Here is a 19,545-nt window from a genome sequence, read left to right on the forward strand (position 1 = left end):
TCACGCACCGCGAGAGTGGCGCAGACTTCGTGAAGGGGCGGGCTTCGGCTCGCCCCTTCCGTTTCATCCGCTCCCGGCTCACCCGGGGGCCCCGACCCGAGGGGGACCGCATGGTCACGTTCGTCGACCGGGTGACGCTCCACCTGCGCGCCGGCAAGGGCGGCAACGGCTGCGTGTCGGTGCGCCGCGAGAAGTTCAAGCCGCTCGCCGGGCCCGACGGAGGCAACGGCGGACACGGCGGAGACATCGTGCTCGTCGCGGATTCTCAGGTCACGACGCTGCTGTCATACCACCACTCGCCGCACCGCCACGCCGGCAACGGCGGGTTCGGAATGGGCGACAACCGCTCGGGTGCAGCCGGCGAGGGCCTGGATCTTCCCGTGCCCGTCGGCACCGTGGTCCGCGATCCTGACGGCGAGGTCCTCGTCGACCTGATCGAACCGGGCATGCGCTTCGTCGTCGCCCCGGGCGGACAAGGCGGGCTCGGCAACGCCGCGCTGGCCAACCCCAAGCGCAAGGCGCCGGGGTTCGCGCTCCTCGGAGTGCCGGGCTGGGAAGGCGACGTCGTCCTCGAGCTGAAGACGGTCGCGGATGTCGCGCTGGTCGGGTTCCCGTCAGCCGGCAAGTCGAGCCTCATCGCCGCGGTCTCCGCAGCGCGGCCCAAGATCGCCGACTACCCGTTCACGACGCTGCACCCCAACCTGGGCGTCGTGCAGGCAGGCGACGTGCGGTTCACCGTCGCCGACGTTCCGGGCCTGATCGAGGGCGCGAGCGAAGGCAAGGGCCTCGGGCTGGAGTTCCTGCGCCACGTCGAACGGTGCACCGCGCTCGTTCACGTGCTCGACTGTGCGACCCTCGAGCCCGGGCGAGACCCGATCAGCGACCTCGACGTCATCCTCGCCGAGCTCGGCGCCTACCCCGTTCCGGATGGTCAGGTGCCGCTCCTGGAGCGGCCGCAGCTCGTCGCGCTGAACAAGGTCGATGTCCCGGAGGCGAAGGATCTGGCAGACCTCGTGCGCCCCGACCTGGAGGCGCGCGGGTACCGCGTGTTCGAGATCTCGACCGTCAGCCATGCCGGCCTGCGCCCGCTGACCTTCGCGCTCGCCGAGATCGTCGCCGACCACCGGCTCGAGCAGGCGAAGGCCCCCGCGCCCGAGCGCATCGTGATCCGGCCCCGGAGCGCCGATCGGGAGTTCACCGTGCGGGTGGAGGGCGGCACCTACGGGAACGTCTATCGCATCCTCGGCGACAAGCCGGTGCGCTGGGTGCAGCAGACCGACTTCCAGAACGACGAGGCCGTCGGGTATCTCGCCGACCGCCTGGACCGTCTCGGCGTCGACGATGCGCTCTACCGCGCGGGTGCGACGCCGGGTGCCACGGTGGTCATCGGCGAAGGAGACGGCGTGGTCTTCGACTGGCAGCCCGCACTCACGTCGGCCGCCGAGGTCATGACGGCCCCGCGCGGCACCGACCCCCGACTCTACGATCGCGGCCGCCGCACCAGCTCCGAGCGCCGCGCGCAGTACCACGAGCTCATGGATGCCAAGGCCCAGGCCCGCGCCGACCTCGAGGCCGAGCGCCTCGCCGAGCGCGGGTGGGACGAGGAGGGTGAGGAGTGAGCGCGGCGGAGCGTCGCGACATCCCGACCGCGCGCCGGGTCGTGGTCAAGGTCGGCTCCAGTTCGATCAGCGGGGACAACGCCCACAAGATCGCTCCGCTGGTCGACGCCCTCGCCGCCGCGCACGGACGGGGCACGGAGGTCGTGCTCGTGTCCTCCGGTGCGATCGCCACGGGCATGCCGTACCTGCTGCTGGACGAGCGCCCGAGCGACCTCGCCACGCAGCAGGCGGCGGCCGCCGTCGGTCAGAACGTGCTCATCTACCGGTACCAGGAGGCGCTGCGCCCCTTCCGGATCGTCGCCGGTCAGGTGCTGCTGACCGCGGGCGATCTGGAGAACGCCACCCACCGCTCGAACGCGCGCCGGGCGATGGAGCGCCTGCTCGGGCTGCGCATCCTGCCGATCGTCAACGAGAACGACACCGTCGCCACCCACGAAATCCGGTTCGGCGACAACGACCGCCTCGCCGCAATGGTCGCGCAGCTGATCGGCGCCGACGCGCTTGTGCTGCTGAGCGACATCGAATGCCTCTACACGCGTCCGCCGGACGAGCCGGGCGCCGTGCCCATTCCTCGCGTCGCGTACGGTGACGACCTGCACGGCTTCCAGTTCGGATCGGTCGTGGTCAACAGCGTCGGCACCGGGGGAGCAGCCACGAAGGTGTCCGCCGCGCGGCTGGCGGCGGCATCCGGGATCGGCGTTCTCGTCACCAGCGCCGACCTCGTCGCCGAGGCGCTCGCGGGCGACGAGATCGGCACGTGGTTCCAGCCGAACCCCGAGCCGGCGGCGCCCGCCGCGACCGGGCCGGTGCGCACGGCCGTCGATAGAATGGCCAGATGACCACGATCGCCACGACGGCCCGCGAACGGATGCTTCTGGCGAAGGATGCCGCCCGCACGGTGGGGCTGCTCGGAGACGAGGCCAAGCGCGATGCGCTGCTGGCCATCGCCGACGCGATCGAAGCCGCGACGGAGCAGATCGTGTCGGCGAACGCGGAGGATCTGCGGCGCGGCGCCGAGGCAGGGCTCTCCACGGCTCTGCAGGACAGGCTGCGCCTGGATGAGCCGCGCGTGAAGGCCCTCGCGGCCTCGGTACGTGAGATCGCCGCGCTGCCCGACCCCGTCGGACGCGTGCTGGATGAGCGGACGCTCCCCAACGGTGTGTCGCTCACGAAGATCGCGGTGCCCTTCGGCGTGGTGGGGTCCATCTACGAAGCGCGTCCCAACGTGACCGTCGACATCGCTGCGCTCGCCCTGCGTTCAGGGAATGCGGTGGTGCTGCGCGGTGGGACGGCCGCCGAGCGCACGAATGCGGCGCTCGTCCAGGCCATGCGCGCCGCACTCGCCGAGCGAGGCCTCGATCCCGAGGCGATCCAGACGGTCGACGATTTCGGGCGAGAGGGCGCGCGTGAGCTCATGCATGCCCGGGGTATCGTCGATGTCCTCGTGCCGCGCGGCAGTGCGCAGCTGATCGAGACCGTGGTGACCGAGTCGTCCGTCCCGGTCATCGAGACGGGCGCCGGCGTCGTGCACATCGTCCTCGACCAGAGCGCACCGCTGGAATGGGCCCGCGACATCGTCGTCAACGCCAAGACGCAGCGTCCGAGTGTCTGCAATGCGGTCGAGACGGTGCTCGTGCACCGCGCGGCTGCCGAGCGACTCGTGGGACCGGTGGTCGAGGCCCTCCAAGAGGGCGGCGTCACGGTGCACGGCGACGAGTCCGTCGCCCGGCTCGCCCCCGGGGTGGTCCCCGCCACCGACGAGGACTGGGCGGCCGAGTATCTCAGCCTCGACCTGGCGATGCGCGTGATCGACGACCTCGACGATGCGCTCGACCACATCCGCCGGTATTCCACCCACCACACCGAATCGATCGTGACCGCGGACGCGGCCAGCGAGGCGCGCTTCCTGGCGGAGGTGGACTCGGCGGTCGTCATGGCGAACACGTCGACGCGCTTCACGGACGGCGGCGAGTTCGGGTTCGGCGCCGAGGTCGGCATCTCCACGCAGAAGCTGCACGCTCGTGGGCCCATGGGCCTTGCGGAGCTCACCAGCTCCAAGTGGCTCGCGCGCGGCGCCGGGCAGGTGCGGGCGTAACGGAATAGACTGGTCCAGTCCTGCGCCCCTGAGGCGAACCCGAAACGGAGTCCGAATGACATTCGCCACGATCATCGCCCTCGCCGCCGAAGAGGCCGAGTCCCACGGGAACGTCGCGCTCGAGACGGTGTGGTACGGCATCGTCGCGATCGTGGTCTTCGCGGCGCTGGCACTGGTGACTCTGTCGTATCGCAATGTGGCCAACCGACACTCCCACAAGGCGGAGGCGTACGCCCGTGCGCACGCCGACGACGTCCAGCGAGCGGGGCACGGCCACTGAGGCTGCTTCATGTCGGTGACGGCGGCCCCGCGCATCGGGGTGATGGGCGGGACGTTCGACCCGATCCATCACGGTCACCTCGTCGCCGCCAGCGAGGTGGCGCAGTGGTTCGACCTCGATGAGGTCATCTTCGTGCCGACCGGCGAGCCCTGGCACAAATCCGACGTCTCGCCGACGGAGCATCGGTACCTGATGACCGTCATCGCGACGGCATCCAATCCCCGCTTCACGGTCAGCCGCGTCGACATCGACCGCGAGGGGACCACCTACACCATCGACACGCTCCGTGACCTGAAGGCGCAGCGCCCCGAGGCGGAGCTGTTCTTCATCACCGGCGCGGACGCCATAGCGCAAATTCTCAGTTGGAGAGACCATGATGAGTTGTGGGACCTCGCCCACTTCGTCGCGGTTTCCAGACCCGGACACGTGCTGAACACGGACGGCCTGCCCAGCGATGACGTCAGCCAGCTCGAGATCCCCGCCCTCGCCATCTCGTCGACCGACTGCCGCGATCGCGTTCAACGCGGACACCCCGTGTGGTACCTCGTTCCCGACGGGGTCGTCCAATACATTGCGAAGCACCACCTCTACCGGAGCAAGGAATGAGCACACCCGAGCACCCGGCAACACCAGCCCTCACGCGTAAGCAGATGCGCGAGCTGCGCAACACGGGGTCGACCCCCGTGATCACCGGCGCCCAGGCCGCGACCGATGAGTCCGCCCAGTCGACCGAGCCCGAGCAGCCCGTTCCGTCCACGCCGCCCGCAGCACCCGAGCCGGCCGCGGCGCCGTTCCCGCGACCGGCCGACCCGGTGGTGGTGCCCCCGCCTCCCGTCGCCGACTCGGCGGTCGATCTCGGCGTCTCGCCTCTCACCCGACGCCAGGCCCGGCAGCAGGAGCGCATCCGCACCGCCTCGGTGCCGGTCATCACACCCGAGGTCGTCGCGGCGCACGCCGCGGCTGCCCCCGGCCACTCCCCGGCACTTGCGTTTCCCGTCGACGCTCCACCGGTCCCCGACGAGTCCTTCGCCGAGGCGGAGCGCCCGATCTTCACGGCCCCGGGCGCCGCGTCGGCCGAGGCGACCGACAGCGGCGTGCATGCCCTGTTCGGGCTCTCGCGCGACACCGAGGCCGGGGTTGCGGAGCGCGACGGCGACGCGGAATCGTCGGACGCGTCCGCAGCCGCCGCACCCGTCCTCGCTCCGGAGCAGTCGGAGGACGCCCACGACGAGGAGATTCCCGCGCCGGCGGCTGCCGATGACTCGGCCGGGAGCGACCGGCCCGCCTCGGTGGTGAATCCGAGCCTGGGCGCGCAGCTGCTCGATGCCGACCCCGCGGCATCCGCACCGCAGGCTGTGGAGTTTCCGCCCTCGTTCGATCAGCTGCTGTCGCGCACCACCGGCGCTACGGTCATCCCGAACACGCTCATCGTCTCGCAGGCGCCGGAGATGTCGCCGCTGGTGGCGCCGGTGACCGCGACCGGCGAAGTCATCGTCACGGGTACCTACAGCCTGCCCGAGGGTCTCGGCTCGACCGGTCATGCGAAGGGGACCGCCGACGGCAAGGAGATCGACGCGACGCTCATCGACGGCGAACTGCCTCGGCACTCCTCGCCGACGCCGATCGCCGCCAGCGCCGCCGTCAGCACGTCCAAGATGCCGGGCGACGTCATCAAACCGCCGGCGCCGGAGAAGGGCGGCAGGCTCATGATGACACTCGCCGTCACCGCGGGGGTCCTCGCCCTCGCGCTCGTGGGCGTGCTCATCCTCGCGTTCGTGACGGGGGTCTTCTGATGGTCGCGAGCCCGCAGTCGCACGCCATGCTCCAGGTCGCCGCCGCGGCAGCGGACGCGAAAGGCGGCGAGGACCTCGTCGCGCTGGACGTGTCCGGCCCGCTTCCGCTCGTGGACATCTTCCTGCTGGTCACGGGCCGCAGCGAGCGCAATGTCGCGGCCATCGCCGACGAGATCGAGGACAAGCTCCTGGAGGCGGGGTACAAGCGGCTTCGCCGCGAGGGCCGCCAGGAATCGCGCTGGGTGCTGATCGACTTCGGCGACCTGGTGGTGCACGTCTTCCATGAGCAGGAGCGCGTCTACTACGGACTCGAGCGCCTGTGGAAGGACTGCCCCGTGGTTCCCGTGACGCTTCCCGCGTCCGCCGCCGCCGAGGAGTGACAGTGGTTCGGAGGACCTGGAGGAGTGTTGTAAGCTAGACGAGTTGCCCGCGGGAGCGGGAAACATCCGGGCCTGTGGCGCAGCTGGTAGCGCACCTGCATGGCATGCAGGGGGTCAGGGGTTCGAGTCCCCTCAGGTCCACCAAGAAGGCCGCCCTTCCCGGCGGCCTTCGCCCATTCCCGGCGATGTCGGCCGTTGCGCCCGCGCGCCTCGTCGGCAAAGGTGGGACGCATGAGCGGCGTGACTCCCTTCCTCTGGTTCGACGATTCCGCCGAGGAGGCTGTCGCCTTCTATACCGCGCTCATCGCCGGCTCGGAGATCGTTTCGATGAGCAGGTACCCCGACGAGGTGCCGGGCATGGGCGGCAAGGTGATGCACGTCCACTTCCGCCTCGCCGGCCGCGATTACTACGGCATGGACGCAGGGCCGCAGTTCCCGTTCACCGAGGCCGTCTCGCTCTACGTCTCGTGTGCCGATCAGGAAGAGGTCGACACCTACTGGGACGCGCTCACCGCCGACGGCGGACAGGAGCAGCCCTGCGGCTGGCTGAAGGACCGGTGGGGGCTGTCGTGGCAGATCATCCCGGACCGCCTCGTCGAGCTCATCCGCCATCCCGACCCCGACGTCGCGCACCGCGCGGTGCAGGCGATGCTCCGGATGCGGCGCATCGATCTCGCCGGCCTCGAAGAGGCCGTTGCGGACACGGTCGCCGCTCCGGGATGAGCCGCCTCGCCGTCGGGGGAGCGGCAGCGGCCCTGCTGCTGGCAGCGGCGGCGCTGTCGGGCTGCAGCGCGCCTCCGCCGGGGGCCGCGCCGTCGCCCCAGGCCCCCACGCTCGGGCCCAGCCCCACGGTGCACGCGGAAGCGTGGTGGCGCGCCGGGGCGGCGAGCGGCACCCTGGCGTCGGGCCTTTCGTCGCCGTGGTCGGTGGTGCCACTGGCCGGAGGCGGCGCGCTGATCTCGCAGCGGGACGATGGAGCGGTGCTCGAGGTGACCGCAGGCGGCGACGTGCGCAGGGTGGACACCATCCCGGGCGTCGTCTCGGGAGGAGAGTCCGGTCTGCACGGTCTCGCGCTGCGCGAGGAGAGCGGGACGCGCCTGCTGTACGCGTACTTCGGAGCGGCGGAGGACAACCGCGTGGTCAGGATGCCGCTGCTCGGCGAACCCGGTTCGTACGCACTCGGACCTGCCGAGGTGGTGGTGGCCGGGATCCCGCGGGCGAGCACGCACGACGGCGGACGGCTCGCCTTCGGTCCTGACGGGCATCTCTACATCACCACCGGCGACGCGCAGCAGCGCGATGCGGCACAGGACCCCGCGATTCTCGGCGGCAAGATCCTGCGCGTCACCCCGGAGGGCGAACCCGCGCCGGGGAACCCGTGGGGCACGGAGGTGTACTCGATCGGGCACCGCAACGTCCAGGGAATCGCCTGGACGGCCGATGGGACTCTGTGGGCGAGCGAGTTCGGGCAGAACACGTGGGATGAGCTCAACCGCATCGAGGCCGGTGGCAACTACGGCTGGCCCGTCGTAGAGGGGGCGGCCGGCCGGGAGGATTTCATCGAGCCGGTCGTGACCTGGGCGACGAGCGAGGCGAGCCCGAGCGGCATCGCCGCATACGGCGACACGGTCTTCGTCGCCGGTCTGCGCGGCGAGCGGCTCTGGCAGGTCGACACGACGGACGGTGAGCTGGTCCGGAGCCCGGTGGCCGCCCTCGACGGCGCACACGGTCGGCTGCGCGACGTCGTCGCGGTCTCCGACGGCTCCCTCTGGGTGCTCACCGGCAACACCGACGGCCGTGGGGCACCCCGCGCGGACGATGACCGCCTGCTTCGGGTGGAGCTCACGCCCGCGACGTGACGCGCCCGCGGTCGGTGCGGCGCGCTACGGTGAGAGCGTGAGCTCGCAGCCGCGCTGTCCGCATTGCCGCCATTTCGTCTACCTCGACACGCTGCGGTGCCCCAACTGCGAGGGGGAGATCGCGTATCACCTCCTGACTCGGCAGTTCTACGGCATCCGTCACGGTCAGGTGGGCATCGACGGCGAGACCTGGTACACCTGCTCGAACCGCGACTGGGCCTGCAACTGGCTCGTGTGGGAGAACGCGCCGGCCGGCCGCTGCTTCTCGTGTCGGCTGACCCGCCGGCGGCCTGCCGCAGACGACACGGTCGCCCTCGAGAAGCTCGCCAAGACGGAGGAGGCCAAGCGCCGCCTCGTGCTGCAGCTGGCCGATCTGGGCCTGCCGATCGTCGGATGGGATGTGCGCACCGGAGGCCTGGGCTTCGACCTCATCTCGAGCCTCTCCGACGGCAAGCCGGTGACCATCGGCCACGCCAACGGCATCATCACGATCGATCTGGCCGAGAGCCTGGACGACCGCCGCGAAGCCCTGCGGGTCCGCCTCGGCGAGCCGTACCGGACGATCCTCGGCCACCTCCGGCACGAGGTCGGCCACTACTTCCAGAACGTCCTCCTGACGGACGACGCGCTGTGGGCGGAATGCCGCGAGCTCTTCGGCGACGAGCGCGTGAGCTACCGCGACGCGCTGACCGCGTACTACAAGATGGGTGCGCCCTCGGGATGGCAGGAGTCCTTCATCTCGGAGTACGCCACCATGCATCCGTGGGAGGACTTCGCGGAGACCTTCGCCCACTACCTGCACATCACGGGCACGCTGCAGACCGCCGCGGTGATCGGCATCCGCCTGGACGCGACCGTGAGCAACCTGCGCGACACCGATGTCGTCCCGCTCGCGTCCTACGAGCGTGAGCCGATCCAGCGCCTGCTCACGGATTGGGAATGGCTGTCGCAGGGCTTCAACCGCATCAACCGCTCCATGGGTTTCGGAGATCTGTATCCGTTCACGATCGTCTCCCCGGTGCGCCACAAGCTGGCCTTCGTCCACGACATCGTCACGCGCGCCCCGCTCACGCCAGAGCAGCAGTATGCGCTCGCGGTGCCGGCCGAGACGGAGCGGGCATGACGTCGTTCGCCCGCGGCGATCGCGTGATCGGCGCGGCGACGCACCACGTGGAGAACCAGCCGCCGTGGCGCGTCGACGTGAACGAGTACGAGCTCAACCGCCCCCTCGCCGAGGCAGTGGGGGCGTTCGGTGCGGCGTGGGCGCACGACGACCTCCGGGAGGCCGGCGAGGTGGTCGGCTCCGCCTCCTTCCAGCGCGATGCCCAGCTGGCAGACACCCACCCTCCGGTCGCGCACTCGCACGACCGCTGGGGCTTCCGACTGGATGAGGTCGAGTACGACCCGTCGTACCACCGCGTGATCGGCGAGGCGATCGCCCGCGGCGCCCACACGTCCGCCTGGGCCATTCCTCGTGCGGGCGCGACCGTCGCCCGCGCGGCGATGTTCATGCTCTTCGCGCAGGTGGAGCCCGGGCACGCGTGTCCGGTGTCGATGACCCACGCGGCGGTGGCCTCGCTGGAGGGATCCGGCGCGATCGCGGAGGACTGGCTTCCCCGGCTGTACTCGCGCGAGTACGACCCTCGCCTCGTCGTCGAAGGCGGCAAGCGGAGCGCGCTGGTCGGTATGGCGATGACCGAGAAGCAGGGCGGGTCGGACGTCCGTGCCGGGACCACGGTGGGCGAGGCCATGGGCGGGCGCGCGTATCAGCTCACCGGGCACAAGTGGTTCTGCTCGGCGCCCATGTCGGACGCATTCCTCGTCCTCGCGCACACGCGGGACGGCGGCACCGAGCAGGGTCTGTCCTGTCTGTTCGTGCCGCGCATCCTCCCTCACGGCATCCGCAACGTCTTCCGCATCCAGCGCCTGAAGGACAAGCTCGGCAACCGCTCCAACGCATCCGCCGAGGTCGAGTTCGACGGCACCGTCGGATTTCTGATCGGCGAACCCGGGCGGGGAGTCCGTGCGATCATCGAGATGGTCCAGCGCACCCGGCTGGACTGCGTGCTCGGCACCGCCGCCGGCATGCGCCAGTCGGTGGCGGAGGCGCTCTGGCACGCCCGCGAGCGTCGCGCTTTCGGCTCCGTGCTGGTCGACCAGCCGGCGATGACGGCAGTGCTCGCCGACCTCGCGCTGGAGTCGGAGGCGGCGATGCTGACCGGACTGCGACTGGCACAGCTGTTCGACGCCGCGGCTCCCGAGCGGGACGTCGCGCTGCGGCGGCTCGCGACACCCGTGTCGAAGTACTGGGTGTGCAAGCGCGGTCCGCAGCACGCCTACGAAGCGCTCGAGTGCCTCGGGGGGAACGGCTACACCGAATCCTTCCCGCTGGCCCGCCGATACCGGGAGCAGCCGGTGATGGCGATCTGGGAGGGTTCCGGGAACGTGATCGCACTGGACGTGCTGCGCGCCCTTTCGCGCGACGGCGATTCGGCGGAGGCGTTCGCGGACGAGCTCAGCACGACCGGGGGAGCATCGGCCGTCCTCGATCGGCACGTCCAGAGCGCGCTGTCGCTGCTCCAGCGCCTCTCGCGGTCGGAGACCGCCGAAGCCGCACCGCACGCACGTCGGCTCAGCGAAGACCTCGCTCTGGCGCTGCAGGCGTCGTTGATGCTGCGTCACGCGCCATCCCGCGATGCCGAGGAGTTCATCGGAGCCCGCCTGGGCGACGACCGGCGGGCGCAGTTCGGGGTGCTGCCTGGGGGAGCGGATGCCTCGGCCATCGCCGCGCGCCACTGACACCGGGCCCCCGCTTAGGCTTGATGGATGATGTCATCACGGCGGGCGACCTCGCTCGCCGCCGTCGTGGTCGCCGCGATCGCATGCGCCTCCTGCGCGCCGATGTCCGCCGGTTCGCCGGCTCGCACCGCGTCGCCCCCCGCGGCGTCCGCGCCCTCGCCGACGCCGACGCCGGAGGTCGAGGTGAGTCCGGCCGAGGAGGCGGTCGCCGCGATGACGCTGCGGGAGCGGGCTGCCAGCGTCGTGATGGGGCATATCCCCACGACGGATCCCGCGGTACTGCACTCGTACATGGCGGGCAGCGGAATCGGCGGGTTCCTGCTCATGGGGGCCAACGTGCCGGCGGACGAGGCCGCACTGCGACAGCTCACCGCGTCGCTCACCGTGGATCCCGCCCGCCCGCCCCTGGTCGCGGTGGACCAGGAGGGCGGCGACGTGGCGCGCCTGCACTGGGACGGCCTCCCGGCGCCGTACGAGCTCCAGCAGGCCGACCCGTCCGCGTCCGAAGCCGCGTACGCTGAGCGCGCCGCGCTGCTTTCCCGCAGCGGCGTCACCGTCAACTTCGGGATCGTGGCCGACGTCTCTGCGGACCCCGGCTCCTTCATCCACCGGCGGGTGCTCGGGACGACGCCGGACGCCGGAGCCGAGCGGGTCTCGGCCGCGGTCGCGGGCGAACGGGGCGTCGTCTTCTCGACCCTCAAGCACTTCCCCGGCCACGGTGCCGCACCCGGCGATTCCCATGCGACGATCCCGACGACCGGCATGACGCTCGACCAGTGGCGCGCTGCCGACGCCCTCCCGTTCGTGGCGGGCATCGACGCCGGCGCGGAGCTGCTCATGTTCGGGCACCTCGCGTACACCGCCGTCGATCCCGCCCCGGCCAGTCTCTCCGCCGCGTGGCATCGCATCGCCCGCGACGAGCTCGGCTTCGGCGGCGTCGCGGTCACCGACGACCTCGGCATGCTGCAGGCCTCCGGCATCGACGCCTACCGCGACCCCGTCGCCACTGCGGTCGCGGCCCTCGCGGCGGGCAACGACATGGTGCTCACCGTGGTCCGCTCCACGGCCGACACCGCGCCGCAGACCGTCGATGGCATCGTGGCCGCCGTCGAGTCGGGCGCCCTTCCCGCCGAACGTCTGGACGAGGCGGCGGAGCGCGTGACCGAGCTGCGTCTGGCGATCGCCGAGGCGGGAAGCGGGACGCTGCCGTGCACGACGTGCGAACCCGCCGGCTGACTCACCCCGTCGCGGCCGCGAGCAGGCGGGTTCTGAGAACCTGCGCCCGCTCGGCGAAGCGCCGCTGCTCGCGGACGTAGGCGGCCTTCCCCTCCGGCGTCTCGATGCGCACCGCGTCGTAACCTCGGTCGCTGAGGTCGTAGGGGGACGCCCGCATGTCGAGCGTTCGGACGTCGCGGGCCAGCTCGAACGCGTCGAGCAGGAGCGCGCCCGGCACCAGCGGCCCGAGCTTCACCGCCCACTTGTAGAGGTCCATGCCGGCGTGCAGGCATCCCGGCTGCTCGAGATCCGGCTGCCGTTCGCGAGTGGGCGCTTCGCGATTGCGCGGAGCGGCGTCCGGAGTGAAGAACCGGAACGCGTCGAAGTGTGTGCAGCGCAGTTCATGCGCCTCCACGACGGCGTCGGTCCCGTCCCGCCCGAGGCGGAGGGGGACGGCATGCCGATGCTCGGCCTGGCGGTAGACCATCGCCCACTCGTGCAGACCGAAGCAGCCGAAGCCCGGCGCCCGTGCCGCCGTCGCCCGCAGGATGCGCGCCACCGTGCCGATCAGGGCGCCGCGCTCCGCGCGGAACGCCTCGGCGTCGACGGCGATCGCACCGGGGGTGCCGCCGGCGCGGTACCAGCGCCACGATGCGCGCGCGTCGGCGGCGGCATCCGCCAACTCCACTCCCACTCCCGGATGCCACCGACGCAGGACCGCCGGCTTGTACGAGTAGTACGTGAACAGGAAATCCTCGACCGGGTGCGCCTCGCGGCGCGCCTGACGCGCACGGTGCGCGGCGGTGAGCTCGTCTGCCCGCGCTTCGTGTGCCGCCTCGCGCGCACGCCACACCGCTGCCGGCAGCACCGGGGCGGCGGGGGGTGCGGTGGTCACCGTTCGAGGATACGTGGGCACCACGGCGCTGCAGCCGCGATCACACCGGCGCGATGAGCTCCGGCGAGTCGTTGCGGACGTTGCCGACGGCCTTGGACACCTCGTGGTCGTCGAGCGTCTCGGCCAGCGCCGGCGCGGCGTCGATCGCCGCATCGAGCACGTCCCGAACGTTGTCGGTGGTGGGGTCGAGCCAGGCGTCGGCATGATCGGGGTCGAGGAACAGCGGCATGCGATCATGGATGGAGCCGAGGTGGCCGATCGCGTCGCGCGTGAGGATCGTGAAGCTCAGCAGCCACCGATCCGGATCGTCGTCGCCTTTCGTCTTGTCGCGCCACCACTCGTACAGGCCGGCGAGGAACAGCGGCTCGCCATCGGCCGGATGGATGTAGTGCGGGATCTTCGCACCGTCGACGTTCTTCCACTCGTAGTAGCCCGACGTGGGCACCACGGCGCGGCGCTTCTCGAGCGCGCCCCGGAACATCGGCTTGTCTTCGAGCTCCTCGGCGCGGGCATTGAACGCGCGCGCCCCGATCTTGGTGTCCTTCGCCCAGGAGGGGATCAGTCCCCAGCGAGCCGCCTCGAGGCGTCTGGTGGGCGGCTCGCTCTTGGCCGAGTCGAGCACGATCGCCACGCGAGAAGTGGGCGCCACGTTGTACGAGGGCTCGGGAAGGTCGTCGCCCTCGACGTCGACGCGCAGCACGCCGACGAGGTCGGAACCGGCACTTGCCACCACGAAGCGTCCGCACATGCGGCCAGCCTACGCGCGGGCCCGGACGTCGGCGCGGACCGGTCAGGCCTCGATCGCGCCGCCGCTGCCGACGACGCCGACGCCTTCGAGGCGCTCGAGCAGGCCGGCGCCGTCATCGTCGCTGACCCACGGCACGGCGGCCGCGGCGTGGTCGTTGACGGCGGTGCGGCCGCCGGCCAGCACGGCCTCGGCAGGGGTCAGGCGTCTGATGGCGACCGCGACGACCCGCGAGGGATGCTCGTCGGTGAAGGTCGTGTAGATCTCGTCGTCGTGCTGGCCGTCGTCGCCGATGAGCAGCCACCGGACGTGCGGGAACTCGACCGCCAGGCGCCGGAGGTTGGAAAGCTTGTGCGCCTTCCCGCTGCGGAACCAGCGATCGTGGGTCGGCCCCCAGTCGGTGAGCAGGAGCGCGCCCGGCGGGAAGACATGCCTGCTCAGGAAGCGGATGAGCGTGGGAGCGATGTTCCACGCTCCCGTGGAGAGGTAGATCAACGGCGCGCCCGGATTCTCGCGCACGACGCGCTCCATCAGCACCGCCATCCCGGGGACCGGCTGCCGGGCGTGCTCGTTGACCACGAACGAGTTCCACGCGGCCAGCAGCGGGCGCGGCAGCGCGGTGACCATGACGGTGTCGTCGACATCCGACACGATGCCGAACCGGACGTCGGAGCCGACGACGAAGGTGCGCGTCTCCACCGGTTCGCCGCCCTCCACCGACATCGTGAAGGTCTGCCAGCCCGGCTCGAGCTTCGCCGGAAGCCGTGTGTCGATCACGCCACCGCGGTCTGCGACCACCTCGTGGTCGACCCCGCCGATCGACACGGTCACCTGCGCGTAGCCGATCGGCACGGCGACGAAGCTGCGCCAGCCGCGGACGGGGGCATACTCCCCGGACTCGCTCGTCTTCACCGGCGGCGCGATCATCACCCTGCCGAGGACGCGCACCCAGTCGGGACCGGCGTAGCCCGGGAACGGCGCGACCGTGGGCGTCTGCCCGCGCCGGCGAGCGCGGCGCTCGCGCCAGGCATGGAAGCGGTACTCCAGGCGAGCGAACCACAGCACCTTGGCGCGCTCGGACGGGGTATCGGTGGCAGACACCTCCTCAGTCTTCCACGTCCGCCACCGCCGGTCGGTCGGGGCCGTCGTGTTCGAGGTGCTTCCGCTCGGCCCGCTCGATCACCTTCTTGCTGAGGAACACCAGCGCCAGGAAGAGCAGGATGACCACGACGAAGATGTAGCCGGCGTAGTGCAGCTGGTCGGCCAGCTCGCGATAGGTGCCCGCAGCGAGCGCCGCGACGGAGATGTAGAGCGTCGACCAGATGACACACGCCGGGATCGTCCATGCCAGGAACCGCCGGTAGGGGAATCCGCTCATCCCGACCGTGAGCGGCACCAGCGAGTGCAGCACAGGCAGGAAGCGGGAGATGAAGATCGCGGGCCCGCCCCGCCGCCGGAGGTAGCGCTCGGAACGCGCCCAGTTCTCCTCGCCGATGCGGCGGCCGAGCCGGGAATGACGGATCCTGGGGCCGAGGAAACGTCCCAGCCCGAACCCGATGCTCTCGCCTGCCAGCGCGCCCAGGACGACCGCGATCCCGAGCAGCACACCCTCGGCGAGCGAGGCCACCGCGGTCCCCGCGACGATGACGATGGTGTCGCCGGGCACCACGAGTCCGATCAGCACGCTGGTCTCGAGCATGACGGCGACACCGGCGAGGAGAGTCCTGACGATCGGATCGACGCTCTGAACCGCGTCGAGGAGCCACGTCAGGAACTCGTTCACGCCACGAGCCTAGAGCTCCGGCAGCCCCTCTAACCTGGGAACATGTCGGACCGGCTGGACGTTGCAGAACTCGCAGAATGGGTGGATCCGGCATCCGTCTTCGCGTCGGTGTTCGCGGCCGAGGCGCACGCGTTCTGGCTGGACGCCGGGCCCGGCGCCGGCGACGGCTGGAGCTGGATGGGCTCTGGGCGGCCCGACGATCCGGCCGTCGTGCGCGAGCGCGTCTGCCGCCGGGCACGGGGCGGCGACGTCGGCGGCAGTCCGTTCCGCGGCGGCTGGGTCGGCTGGATCGGCTACGACGACGCCGCCGCACGTGCGGGCGCGCCGTCCGTCCGCGACGACGACGGCGTCCCCCGGGAACGGTGGCTCCGCGTCGCACGACTTCTCGCGTTCGACCACGCCCGCCGCCGCGTGCACGCTCTCGCGGCGCCGGACGAACTGCCGCAGCTGATCGCGGCCGTCGCGGAGAGCGCGGACGCCGCGCCGCCGCGCCGTTCGGGCCGCCACGGGGCGGCGCGCTGCCGGCACACGCCCGACCAGTACGCGGCGCTGATCGAGCGCTGCCGCGACGCGATCCGCGACGGCGATGCCTACCAGCTGTGCCTGACGACGCGGTTCGAGGTCGAGGCATCCGTCGATCCCGTGGAGGCGTACGCCCGGCTGCGGTCTGCGACCCCGGCCCATCACGGCGGATTCATCCGCTCCGCAGACGCCGCACTGCTGAGTGCGAGCCCGGAGCGCTTCCTCCAGGTTGAGCCCGCGGACGACGGGTCGCGCGTCGTGCGCACCCGGCCCATCAAGGGCACCCGCCCCCGCGGTACCGACGCCGCGGAGGATGCGGCGCTGGCGACGGAGCTGCGCGAGAGCGAGAAGGAGCGCGCCGAGAACGTCATGATCGTCGACCTGATGCGCAACGACCTCTCGCGGGTGTGCAAGCCGGGAACGGTCGGCGTGGACGCGCTCCTGGAGGTGGAGTCCTACCCCGCGGTGCATCAGCTGGTCAGCACGGTCTCGGGAACGCTTGCGCCCGGCACGACGGTCGGCGACCTGCTGGACGCCACCTTCCCCGCGGGGTCCATGACCGGCGCCCCGAAGCTGTCGGCGATGACGATCCTCCATCGGCTGGAAGCAGCGCCCCGGGGCGTCTTCTCGGGCTGCTTCGGGTGGGTCGGCGACGACGGCGCCCTCGACCTGGCGATGGTCATCCGATCGATCGTGGTGCGTCCGGGGGGCGCCTACGTCGGGGCGGGCGGGGGCATCACGTGGCGATCGGATGCCGCAGCCGAAGTGGCAGAGGTCGGCATCAAGGCGCGGGGCCCGCTGGCGGCGCTCGGGGCGGAGCTGCCGCCCGGCTGGTGAGCACGTCGTTCCGCTACCCTGGAACACGCGCTTCGCGCGCTGAGACCTGCGTCTCAGCCCCTCCCATGATTGGTACTTCCCCCGTGAGCCAGACCATGTCCTCCGACACCAGTGCGCCCGCAGAGGGCTACGACGCGTATGCCATCCAGCAGAAGTGGCAGGCGCGCTGGGCGGAGGCCGATCCCTTCCGCGCGGGGGGCGACGACGACGCGCGCCCGCGCAAGTACGTGCTGGGGATGTTCCCGTACCCCTCGGGCGACCTGCACATGGGTCATGCCGAGAGCTACGCCTACGTCGACATCGTCGCGCGCTTCTGGCGTCACCGCGGATACAACGTCCTGAACCCGATCGGCTGGGACTCGTTCGGCCTGCCCGCGGAGAACGCCGCCATCCAGCGCGGTGCCGACCCGCGGGAGTGGACATACGCGAACATCGCGCAGCACAAGAAGAGCTTCCGCGAGTACGGCTCGTCGTACGACTGGAGCCGCATTCTGCACACCAGCGATCCGGAGTACTACCGCTGGAACCAGTGGCTGTTCCAGCGGCTGTACGAGCGGGGCCTGGCCTACCGCAAGGAGAGCCCGGTCAACTGGTGCCCGAACGACCAGACCGTGCTGGCCAACGAGCAGGTCGTCGACGGGCACTGCGAGCGATGCGGCGCCGAGGTGATCAAGAAGAAGCTCACGCAGTGGTACTTCAAGATCACCGAGTACGCCGACCGCCTGCTCGACGACCTGAACCAGCTCGAGGGCTTCTGGCCGCAGAAGGTCATCCGCATGCAGCGGAACTGGATCGGCCGATCGGTCGGCGCCGACATCGACTTCGAGATCGAGGGTCGCGACGACAAGGTCACGGTGTTCTCGACACGGCCCGACACGCTGCACGGAGCGACCTTCATGGTGGTCGCGCCCGACAGCGACCTCGCCGCCGAGCTGGCGGCCGGATCGTCCGCCGAGGTGCGCATGCGCTTCCAGGACTACCTCGAGACGGTGCAGCGGGAGACCGAGATCGAGCGGCAGAACACCGACCGGCCGAAGACCGGCGTCTTCCTCGACCGCTTCGCGATCAATCCGATCAACGGCGACCGCCTCCCGATCTGGGCCGCGGACTACGTGCTCGCCGACTACGGACACGGTGCCGTCATGGCCGTGCCGGCGCACGACCAGCGCGACCTCGACTTCGCCCGCGCCTTCGATCTGCCCGTCAAGGTGGTCGTCGACACGACGGCACCCATCACGGGTGCGATCCCGGTCATCGAGCTCGACGACGACGGCGTGCCGATCGACCCGGGCCCGACGGAGACGCTCGACGACATCGATCCGGCGCGGACCGGCGTCGCCCTCACCGGCGACGGCCGCATGATCAACTCCGGCTCGCTCGACGGGCTGTCCAAGCGGAACGCCATCGCACGCATCATCGAGGAGCTGGGCGCCGCCGGCACCGGCCGGGCGGCGAAGTCGTACCGCCTGCGTGACTGGCTGATCTCCCGTCAGCGCTTCTGGGGGACGCCGATCCCGATGATCCACACCGAGGACGGTCGCATCGTGCCGGTGCCGGACGAGCAGCTTCCCCTGCGCCTGCCGGACGCGCAGGGACTCGACCTCGCGCCCAAGGGCACCTCGCCCCTGGGCGGTGCGACGGAGTGGATGCGGACGACCGACCCGGAGACGGGCGAGCCGGCGCTGCGCGACCCCGACACGATGGACACGTTCGTCGACAGTTCGTGGTACTTCCTGCGGTTCCTGTCTCCCAACGACCCGGACGAGGCGTTCTCCCCGCGCGCGGCGGACCGGTGGGCTCCGGTCGACTCGTACATCGGGGGAGTCGAGCACGCGATCCTCCACCTGCTGTACGCCCGCTTCCTCACCAAGGTCCTCTTCGACATGGGGCTCGTCGACTTCACGGAGCCCTTCTCGAGCCTCATCAACCAGGGAATGGTGCTGCTGGACGGCTCGAAGATGTCCAAGTCGAAGGGGAACCTGGTCGAATTCGCCTCGAGCATGGTCGATCCGGGTGCCGACGCGGTGCGCATCGCCATCGCCTTCGCGGGCCCCGTCGAAGACGACATCAATTGGGAGGACGTGTCGACCACGGGCGCACAGAAGTTCCTGGCCCGCGCCTGGCGCGTGGCCAAGGACGTCGCCAGCGAGCCGGATGTCGTGTGGGCCGAGGGTGACGCGGCGCTCCGCCGTGTCACGCACCGACTCCTGGCGGATGCCCCGGGGCTGGTCGAGCACACGAAGTTCAACGTCGTCGTGGCGCGCCTGATGGAGCTGGTCAACGCGACCCGCAAAACGATCGACACCGGCGCCGGACCCGCCGACCCTGCCGTTCGTGAGGCGGCCGAGGCCACGGCGATGATCCTGGACCTGTTCGCCCCGCACACCGCTGAGGAGATGTGGCAGATCCTCGGCTATGACGGCTTCGTCGGCCTCGTGCCGTGGCGCACTGCGGATCCGACGCTGCTCGTCGAGGAGAGCGTCACCGCCGTCGTGCAGATCGACGGCAAGGTGCGCGGGACGCTCCAGGTGCCTGCGCGCATCGATGCCGCCGAGCTCGAGCGCCTGGCGCGGGCCGACGAGAAGGTCGTCCGCTCGCTGGCGGGCCGCGAGATCACGCGGGCCGTGGTCCGCCCGCCGAAGGTCGTCAGCTTCAGCACCCACTGAGCCTCCTCCCCAGCAGCGCGTCGTCCCGAGCTCTGCACAGAGCCGCCCGGAGCCTGC

At 71.0% G+C, this 19,545-nt stretch carries 18 protein-coding genes and 1 tRNA gene; 15 read left to right on the plus strand and 4 right to left on the minus strand.

Features of this window, described 5'->3' with window-relative positions; all coding sequences use genetic code 11:
• The first annotated feature begins 110 nt into the window (after positions 1 to 110).
• The 13 genes from obgE to IR212_RS07480 all read left to right on the plus strand — a co-directional run bounded on the left by obgE (position 111) and on the right by IR212_RS07480 (position 12,061).
• Entirely contained in the window at positions 111 to 1,619 is a 1,509-nt protein-coding gene (gene obgE / locus IR212_RS07420; protein ID WP_194398276.1) for a GTPase ObgE, read from the plus strand.
• Positions 1,616 to 2,458, plus strand: coding sequence for a glutamate 5-kinase (gene proB / locus IR212_RS07425; protein WP_194398277.1), 843 nt, complete (start codon positions 1,616 to 1,618; stop codon positions 2,456 to 2,458). Before obgE ends, proB begins: the two co-directional genes overlap by 4 nt.
• Entirely contained in the window at positions 2,455 to 3,714 is a 1,260-nt protein-coding gene (locus tag IR212_RS07430; RefSeq protein ID WP_194398278.1) for a glutamate-5-semialdehyde dehydrogenase, read from the plus strand. The genes proB and IR212_RS07430 overlap by 4 nt, the downstream gene beginning before the upstream one ends.
• Positions 3,715 to 3,769: 55 nt before the next feature.
• Positions 3,770 to 3,994 carry a hypothetical protein gene (locus IR212_RS07435; RefSeq protein ID WP_194398279.1) on the plus strand — a complete coding sequence of 75 codons (225 nt, stop codon included), beginning with the start codon at positions 3,770 to 3,772 and terminating at the stop codon, positions 3,992 to 3,994.
• Positions 3,995 to 4,003: 9 nt separating this feature from the next.
• On the plus strand, positions 4,004 to 4,600 hold the full coding sequence (gene nadD / locus IR212_RS07440) for a nicotinate-nucleotide adenylyltransferase (RefSeq protein ID WP_194398280.1): 597 nt from the start codon (positions 4,004 to 4,006) through the stop codon (positions 4,598 to 4,600).
• Positions 4,597 to 5,787, plus strand: coding sequence for a hypothetical protein (locus IR212_RS07445; protein WP_194398281.1), 1,191 nt, complete (start codon positions 4,597 to 4,599; stop codon positions 5,785 to 5,787). The genes nadD and IR212_RS07445 overlap by 4 nt, the downstream gene beginning before the upstream one ends.
• On the plus strand, positions 5,787 to 6,167 hold the full coding sequence (rsfS, locus tag IR212_RS07450) for a ribosome silencing factor (protein WP_194398282.1): 381 nt from the start codon (positions 5,787 to 5,789) through the stop codon (positions 6,165 to 6,167). The genes IR212_RS07445 and rsfS overlap by 1 nt, the downstream gene beginning before the upstream one ends.
• Positions 6,168 to 6,235: 68 nt before the next feature.
• A tRNA-Ala gene (locus tag IR212_RS07455) sits at positions 6,236 to 6,311 on the plus strand.
• Between the two features lie 87 nt (positions 6,312 to 6,398).
• Positions 6,399 to 6,890 carry a VOC family protein gene (locus tag IR212_RS07460; RefSeq protein WP_194398283.1) on the plus strand — a complete coding sequence of 164 codons (492 nt, stop codon included), beginning with the start codon at positions 6,399 to 6,401 and terminating at the stop codon, positions 6,888 to 6,890.
• A complete protein-coding gene (locus IR212_RS07465; protein ID WP_194398284.1) occupies positions 6,887 to 8,026 on the plus strand; it encodes a PQQ-dependent sugar dehydrogenase in 1,140 nt (379 codons plus the stop codon). Before IR212_RS07460 ends, IR212_RS07465 begins: the two co-directional genes overlap by 4 nt.
• Before the next feature lie 37 nt (positions 8,027 to 8,063).
• Entirely contained in the window at positions 8,064 to 9,149 is a 1,086-nt protein-coding gene (locus tag IR212_RS07470; protein WP_228479531.1) for a zinc-binding metallopeptidase family protein, read from the plus strand.
• Positions 9,146 to 10,825 (plus strand): acyl-CoA dehydrogenase family protein, encoded by a 1,680-nt coding sequence (locus IR212_RS07475; RefSeq protein WP_194398286.1) that lies wholly within the window; start codon positions 9,146 to 9,148, stop codon positions 10,823 to 10,825. Before IR212_RS07470 ends, IR212_RS07475 begins: the two co-directional genes overlap by 4 nt.
• Positions 10,826 to 10,852: 27 nt before the next feature.
• Positions 10,853 to 12,061, plus strand: coding sequence for a glycoside hydrolase family 3 N-terminal domain-containing protein (locus tag IR212_RS07480; protein WP_228479532.1), 1,209 nt, complete (start codon positions 10,853 to 10,855; stop codon positions 12,059 to 12,061).
• Between the two features lies 1 nt (position 12,062).
• Here IR212_RS07480 and IR212_RS07485 read toward each other — a convergent pair whose 3' ends face one another.
• From IR212_RS07485 to IR212_RS07500, 4 genes are read right to left on the minus strand one after another with little or no spacing between them, the layout of a single operon-like run.
• The gene (locus IR212_RS07485; protein ID WP_420488619.1) at positions 12,063 to 12,935 is read right to left on the minus strand and encodes a 3-methyladenine DNA glycosylase; all 873 of its coding nucleotides are present in this window, start codon (positions 12,933 to 12,935) and stop codon (positions 12,063 to 12,065) included.
• Between the two features lie 40 nt (positions 12,936 to 12,975).
• Positions 12,976 to 13,683: an SOS response-associated peptidase gene (locus tag IR212_RS07490; RefSeq protein WP_194398287.1), complete on the minus strand. Its 708-nt coding sequence runs from the start codon at positions 13,681 to 13,683 to the stop codon at positions 12,976 to 12,978.
• A 42-nt stretch (positions 13,684 to 13,725) separates the two neighbouring features.
• Positions 13,726 to 14,781, minus strand: a complete 1,056-nt coding sequence (locus tag IR212_RS07495) for an App1 family protein (protein WP_194398288.1) — start codon at positions 14,779 to 14,781, stop codon at positions 13,726 to 13,728.
• 4 nt (positions 14,782 to 14,785) lie between these two features.
• A complete protein-coding gene (locus IR212_RS07500; RefSeq protein ID WP_194398289.1) occupies positions 14,786 to 15,463 on the minus strand; it encodes a DedA family protein in 678 nt (225 codons plus the stop codon).
• A 42-nt stretch (positions 15,464 to 15,505) separates the two neighbouring features.
• Here IR212_RS07500 and pabB point away from each other — a divergent pair, with 42 nt between their 5' ends.
• The gene (gene pabB / locus IR212_RS07505) at positions 15,506 to 16,822 is read left to right on the plus strand and encodes an aminodeoxychorismate synthase component I (RefSeq protein WP_194398290.1); all 1,317 of its coding nucleotides are present in this window, start codon (positions 15,506 to 15,508) and stop codon (positions 16,820 to 16,822) included.
• A gap of 95 nt (positions 16,823 to 16,917) precedes the next feature.
• Positions 16,918 to 19,488 (plus strand): leucine--tRNA ligase, encoded by a 2,571-nt coding sequence (leuS, locus tag IR212_RS07510; RefSeq protein ID WP_194398583.1) that lies wholly within the window; start codon positions 16,918 to 16,920, stop codon positions 19,486 to 19,488.
• Positions 19,489 to 19,545 lie beyond the last annotated feature (57 nt).

Origin of the sequence: Microbacterium atlanticum, from assembly GCF_015277815.1 — a bacterium.
GTDB lineage: Bacteria > Actinomycetota > Actinomycetes > Actinomycetales > Microbacteriaceae > Microbacterium > Microbacterium atlanticum.

Coding starts and splice junctions, on each gene's coding strand:
- obgE (WP_194398276.1), top strand. CDS start 111: ATGGTCACGTTCGTCGACCGGGTGACGCTCCACCTGCGCGCCGGCAAG.
- IR212_RS07430 (WP_194398278.1), top strand. CDS start 2,455: ATGACCACGATCGCCACGACGGCCCGCGAACGGATGCTTCTGGCGAAG.
- IR212_RS07435 (WP_194398279.1), top strand. CDS start 3,770: ATGACATTCGCCACGATCATCGCCCTCGCCGCCGAAGAGGCCGAGTCC.
- nadD (WP_194398280.1), top strand. CDS start 4,004: ATGTCGGTGACGGCGGCCCCGCGCATCGGGGTGATGGGCGGGACGTTC.
- IR212_RS07445 (WP_194398281.1), top strand. CDS start 4,597: ATGAGCACACCCGAGCACCCGGCAACACCAGCCCTCACGCGTAAGCAG.
- rsfS (WP_194398282.1), top strand. CDS start 5,787: ATGGTCGCGAGCCCGCAGTCGCACGCCATGCTCCAGGTCGCCGCCGCG.
- IR212_RS07460 (WP_194398283.1), top strand. CDS start 6,399: ATGAGCGGCGTGACTCCCTTCCTCTGGTTCGACGATTCCGCCGAGGAG.
- IR212_RS07465 (WP_194398284.1), top strand. CDS start 6,887: ATGAGCCGCCTCGCCGTCGGGGGAGCGGCAGCGGCCCTGCTGCTGGCA.
- IR212_RS07475 (WP_194398286.1), top strand. CDS start 9,146: ATGACGTCGTTCGCCCGCGGCGATCGCGTGATCGGCGCGGCGACGCAC.
- IR212_RS07480 (WP_228479532.1), top strand. CDS start 10,853: ATGATGTCATCACGGCGGGCGACCTCGCTCGCCGCCGTCGTGGTCGCC.
- IR212_RS07490 (WP_194398287.1), bottom strand. CDS start 13,683: ATGTGCGGACGCTTCGTGGTGGCAAGTGCCGGTTCCGACCTCGTCGGC.
- pabB (WP_194398290.1), top strand. CDS start 15,506: ATGTCGGACCGGCTGGACGTTGCAGAACTCGCAGAATGGGTGGATCCG.
- leuS (WP_194398583.1), top strand. CDS start 16,918: ATGTCCTCCGACACCAGTGCGCCCGCAGAGGGCTACGACGCGTATGCC.